Raw genomic sequence first — 4692 nt, 5'->3', positions numbered from 1 at the left:
CGCCGCTGCTGCGCGCCGGGCGCGCACCCGGCACCGACCCGGTGCTGCGGTTGACCACCGAGGAGGTGCTCGACCTCGTCGACCGCGGCGCGGGGCGGCTGGCCCGGGCGGGCATCGCGCTGCTGCTGCCGCGCAGCTGGGCCCTGGCCGAACCGGTGCTCCGCGTCGACGTCGCGACCCCCGCGTCCTCCGCCGGCGGCCACGAGTTCGGCCTGGACCGGCTCGTGGGGTGGAACTGGCGGGTCGCCCTCGGCGGGCACGAGCTCACCGACGCCGAGCTGGCGGAGCTGGCCGCGGCCAAGGCCGACCTCGTCCGGCTGCGCGGGGACTGGGTGCGGGTGGACGCGCGCACCCTGGCCGCGGTGCAGCGCTTCGTCCACGGCGCCCCCCGGCGCAGGCCGGCGACGTTCGGCGGGCTGATCGGTGAGCTCACCGGGGAGGCACCACCGGTGCCGGTGGAGGAGGTGCGCGCCACCGGCTGGCTCGGGGACCTGCTGGCCGGTGGCGCGGACGGCCGCGTCGAGGAGGTGCCCGCACCGGCGGCCCTGACCGCGACGTTGCGCCCGTACCAGCTGCGGGGGTTGTCGTGGCTGGCGTTCCTGGACCGCCTCGGCCTGGGTGCGGTGCTCGCCGACGACATGGGCCTGGGCAAGACGGTCCAGGTGCTGGCGCTGCTGCTGCACGAGCGGGAGCGCGAGGGCGGTGGGCGGCTCGCGCCGACGCTGCTGGTGTGCCCGATGTCGCTGGTGGGCAACTGGGCGCGGGAGGCCGCCCGGTTCGCCCCCACCCTGCGCGTCGTCGTGCACCACGGGCCCGGCCGCCCCCGCGGTGCGGCGCTGGCGGCGTCGGTGGCGGGCGCGGACCTCGTCGTGACGACGTACGGCCTGCTGGTGCGGGACCTCGCCGCGCTGCGGGAACTGCCGTGGGGCCGGCTGGTGCTCGACGAGGCGCACCACGTGAAGAACACCGGCACCCGGCAGGCGCGGGCGGTGCGCCAGGTGCCCGCGGCGCGGCGCGTGGCCCTGACCGGGACCCCGGTGGAGAACCGGCTGGAGGAACTGCGCGGTGTGCTGGACGCGGTGGTGCCGGGGTTGCTGGGGTCGGCGGCGACGTTCCGGCAGCGTTTCGCCCGGCCGATCGAGCAGGACCGCGATCCGGGTGCGGCGGCGAGGCTGCGCGCCGTGACCCGGCCCTTCCTGCTGCGCCGGGTGAAGACCGACCGCTCGATCATCGCCGACCTGCCGGAGAAGGTGGAGATGGTCGTGCCGGTGAACCTCACCCGGGAGCAGGCGGCGCTGTACCGGGCCGCGGTGGACGACCTGCTCGCACGGCTGGCGGAGGTCGGCGCGATGCAGCGCCGCGGTCTGGTGCTGGCCGGCCTGACGAGGTTGAAGCAGATCTGCAACCACCCGGCGCACTTCCTCGGCGACGGTTCACCGCTGCTGACCCGCGGCCGGCACCGCTCGGGGAAGCTGGCGGTGGTGGAGGACCTCGTGGAGTCGCTGCTGGCCGAGGGCGACCGGGCGCTGCTGTTCACCCAGTTCGTGGAGTTCGGGAACCTGCTCGTGCCGTACCTGTCCGACAGGTTCGGCGTGGAGGTGCCGTTCCTGCACGGCGGGGTGTCGCGGGCGGGCCGGGACGCGATGGTGGCGCGTTTCCAGGGCGGCGACGACGTGCCGCTGCTGCTGCTGTCGCTGAAGGCCGGTGGCTCGGGGCTGAACCTGACGGCCGCCAACCACGTCGTGCACCTGGACCGCTGGTGGAACCCCGCGGTGGAGGACCAGGCCACGGACCGGGCGTTCCGCATCGGTCAGCGGCGTGACGTGCAGGTCCGCAAGCTGGTCAGCATCGGCACCGTGGAGGAGCGCATCGACGCCACGCTGGCGGGCAAGGCGGAACTGGCCGACCTGGTGGTGGGTGGCGGGGAGGCGTGGATCACCGAGCTGGACACGGCCGCGCTGCGGGAGCTGCTGGCGCTGTCGGCGGAGGCCGTCGGTGAGTGAGCCGGCGCTGCCCCGCTCGTGGGGCGACCGGCTGGCCGACCTCGTCCACGACCTCAGCGAACCGGGCCGGTTCGAGCGCGGCGTGGCGCTGGCGCGGGAGGGCGCCGTCGCGGACGTGCGCACCGCCGCCGGATCGCTCGTGGCGGTGGTGCGCGGCTCGGGTGGGCGGGTGTACCAGTCGGCGCTGGCGGCGCGCCCGCTGGCCGCGGACGAGGCGGCGGGCCTCGCGGCGGCCGTCACCGCGCGACCGCACCTGCTGCTGGACCTGCTGGCGCACTCCGACGCCGCCGCGGCGCACGCGCTGGGCGGCGCCGGCGGCTGCGAGCTGTTCCCGTTCGACCCGGACCTGCTGCACTTCGCGTGCAGCTGCCCCGACGGCGGCGACCCGTGCAAGCACGCCGTCGCGCTGGCGCTGGTCGCGGCGGACCTCGTGCACCGCACCCCGGCGCTGTGGCTGGTGATGCGCGACGTGCCGCTGGACGAGCTCGCGGACGGCCTCGTCCCCGACGAGGTGCCCGCACCGGGTGCGGAACCCCTCGAGGAGTGCCTGGAGGACTACTTCACCCCGCGTGCGGCGGTGCCGCGGCTGGCGGGGTGGCGACGACCGCGGCCGGCTCCCGACGAGCGCGACGAGCACCTGCTGCGGGCGGTGCTGCGGCCCGACCTGCCGCGGGTGCGGCGGGCCTCCGGCGCGGCGGTGGAGCAGCGGGTGGACGACGCGGTGGACGCGCTGCGCCTGCTGTACGCCGGGATCGTGCGCGGCGCCGCCGGCGGACCGGGCTCCGGGACGCTCGACCCCGCCGGCGCGGGGCAGCGGCTCAGACCGCGACGATGAGGGCGGCGAAGGCGCCGACGACACCGAGCCAGCAGGCCGCGCGGATGCCGACGCGGATGCGGTCGCGGTGGCGGGAGCCGGTCGTCGCGGCGCCGTCGTTCCACAGCAGCAGGATCGCCGCGAGGCTGGAACCGACGAGGGCGCCTATCACGGCGAACGGCTCGCCGCCGCCCTGGACGTAGAGCTGCTCGAGGATGCCGGCGAGGACGACGACGCCGACGACGGCGGAGACGATGGCCGCGGGGCGCAGCGACGGCTGCGCGGCGGCGGTGGTGCGGGGGCGGCCGGCGAAGCGGGCCGCGGTGGGGGACGTGTCGCTCATGGGGAGGTCATCGGGGCGTGCGGCGGTGGTGTTGACGGCCCCTCACCCGGCCGGCCGCCGACCGTCCGGGGTGTGCGCACCGCCCCGGATGGCGGGCGGGTGCGGCCGGCCGGCCGGTTCAGGCGGCGACCGGCCAGGGCAGGGGCGCCTCCCCGGCCATCTGGCGGCGGAACTCCCCGAGCAGCCAGGCGCGGTAGGCGAGGACGTCCGCGGGAGCGGCGAGGGTGAGCAGGTAGCGGCCCTGGCGGCAGAACTCCTCGGCCTCGTCGAGCACCGCGGCGACGCGCTCGACGAGGGGGGCGGCGGCGAGGGGGACGGGAACGGTGACGTCGACGGATCGCTCCCCGCGCGCGGCGGCGGCGTCGGCCTCGTCCGCCGGCTGGGCGAGGAAGGGCCCGACGGTGGCCTGCACCTCGGCGGCGAGCTCGAGCAGCCGGTGCGGCAGCGGGGACCGCGCACCCTGCTCGGCGTCCTGCGCGGCACCGATGCGGATGAGCGTCATCTCGCGCACGAGTTCCTCGGTGTGCTGCAGGTAGCGCGCCCGCTCCCGCAGCGGCACGCCGCGCAGCTCCACCCGCACCAGGGTCGTCCCCTCTTCCATGAGCTCATGGTGACACGCAGATGACCCTGCGCGTTCGCATCGGTACAACGTGCAGCGGTCGGGGTGGTTCCCGGGATACCGCCACGAGACCAGGCCCACATCCGCAGCCGCGGCCCGGCCGGCTGTCGACCCACCCGCGGAGCCGGGCGGCCCCGCCCGCGGAACCTCCTGGTCCCGCGAGCAGGACCGGTGGCAGCATCGGCCGCCCGGCCCGCCACCGGCGGCGACCTCAGGAGGACGGCCCGATGAACACGCCCGAGGTGCTGCGCCGCGCGGCCTCCGGCACCGACCCCGCCGGGGTCGTGCTCGACGCCACCGGGGCGGCGGTGCCGGTGCGGTGAGCGCGGCGGCCGCGACCCGCGGCACGGCGCTGCTCACCGCGGCGATCGTGCTCACCGCGCTGAACCTGCGCACCGCCGTCACCAGCGTCGGGCCGCTGCTGGTGGAGGTGCGCGCCGGCACCGACATGCCCGGTCCCGTGGCCGGGCTGCTCACCAGCGCACCCGTGCTGTGCTTCGCCGCCCTCGGGTCCGCCGCGCCCGCGCTGGCCCGCCGGACCGGCGCCTCCGCCGCGCTGGCCCTCGCGCTGGCGCTCACGACGGCCGGGGTGCTGCTGCGCGCGGCGGCCACCAGCGCGGTGGGGTTCCTGGGGTGCACCGTGCTCGCGCTGGCCGGCTCCGCCGTCGGCAACGTCCTGCTGCCGGTGCTGGTGCGCACCCACTACCCGCAGCGGCTGGGGCGTGCGACCGCCCTCTACACCACCACCATGGCCCTGGGCGCTACCACCGCGGCGGCCACCGCCGTGCCGATCGCGACGGCAGCGGGCGCGGAGGGCTGGCGCACCGGCCTGGGCGTCTGGGCGCTGGCCGTCGCGGCGGCGGCGCTCGCGTGGGGGCTCGTGCTGCGGCGCGGCGCTCCCGCCGCCGCGGCC

The 4692-nt window shown here is 77.3% G+C and carries 4 protein-coding genes and 1 pseudogene; 3 read left to right on the top strand and 2 right to left on the bottom strand.

Annotated elements, in window-relative coordinates:
* Both ABEB16_RS14490 and ABEB16_RS14485 read left to right on the top strand, forming a co-directional pair.
* On the top strand, nt 1-2003 hold a 2003-nt coding region (locus ABEB16_RS14490), incomplete at its 5' end, for a DEAD/DEAH box helicase (protein ID WP_345712945.1).
* Nucleotides 1996-2838 (top strand): SWIM zinc finger family protein, encoded by an 843-nt coding sequence (locus ABEB16_RS14485; protein ID WP_345712944.1) that lies wholly within the window; start codon nt 1996-1998, stop codon nt 2836-2838. The genes ABEB16_RS14490 and ABEB16_RS14485, both read left to right, overlap by 8 nt.
* Here ABEB16_RS14485 and ABEB16_RS14480 read toward each other — a convergent pair.
* Complete coding sequence (locus tag ABEB16_RS14480) at nt 2822-3160, bottom strand: hypothetical protein (RefSeq protein WP_345712943.1); 339 nt, start codon at nt 3158-3160, stop codon at nt 2822-2824. The two genes, ABEB16_RS14485 and ABEB16_RS14480, sit on opposite strands and share 17 nt — an antisense overlap.
* A gap of 118 nt (nt 3161-3278) precedes the next feature.
* Nucleotides 3279-3761 (bottom strand): hypothetical protein, encoded by a 483-nt coding sequence (locus ABEB16_RS14475; protein WP_345712942.1) that lies wholly within the window; start codon nt 3759-3761, stop codon nt 3279-3281.
* A gap of 337 nt (nt 3762-4098) precedes the next feature.
* Here ABEB16_RS14475 and ABEB16_RS14470 point away from each other — a divergent pair.
* Nucleotides 4099-4692 (top strand): annotated as a pseudogene (locus ABEB16_RS14470) (MFS transporter); the annotation flags it as partial.

Origin of the sequence: Kineococcus glutinatus, assembly GCF_039542765.1 — a bacterium.
GTDB classification, from domain to species: Bacteria; Actinomycetota; Actinomycetes; order Actinomycetales; family Kineococcaceae; genus Kineococcus_A; species Kineococcus_A glutinatus.
Note: the sequence above shows the minus strand (reverse complement) of the source record. Positions and strands in the feature narration are given on the sequence as shown.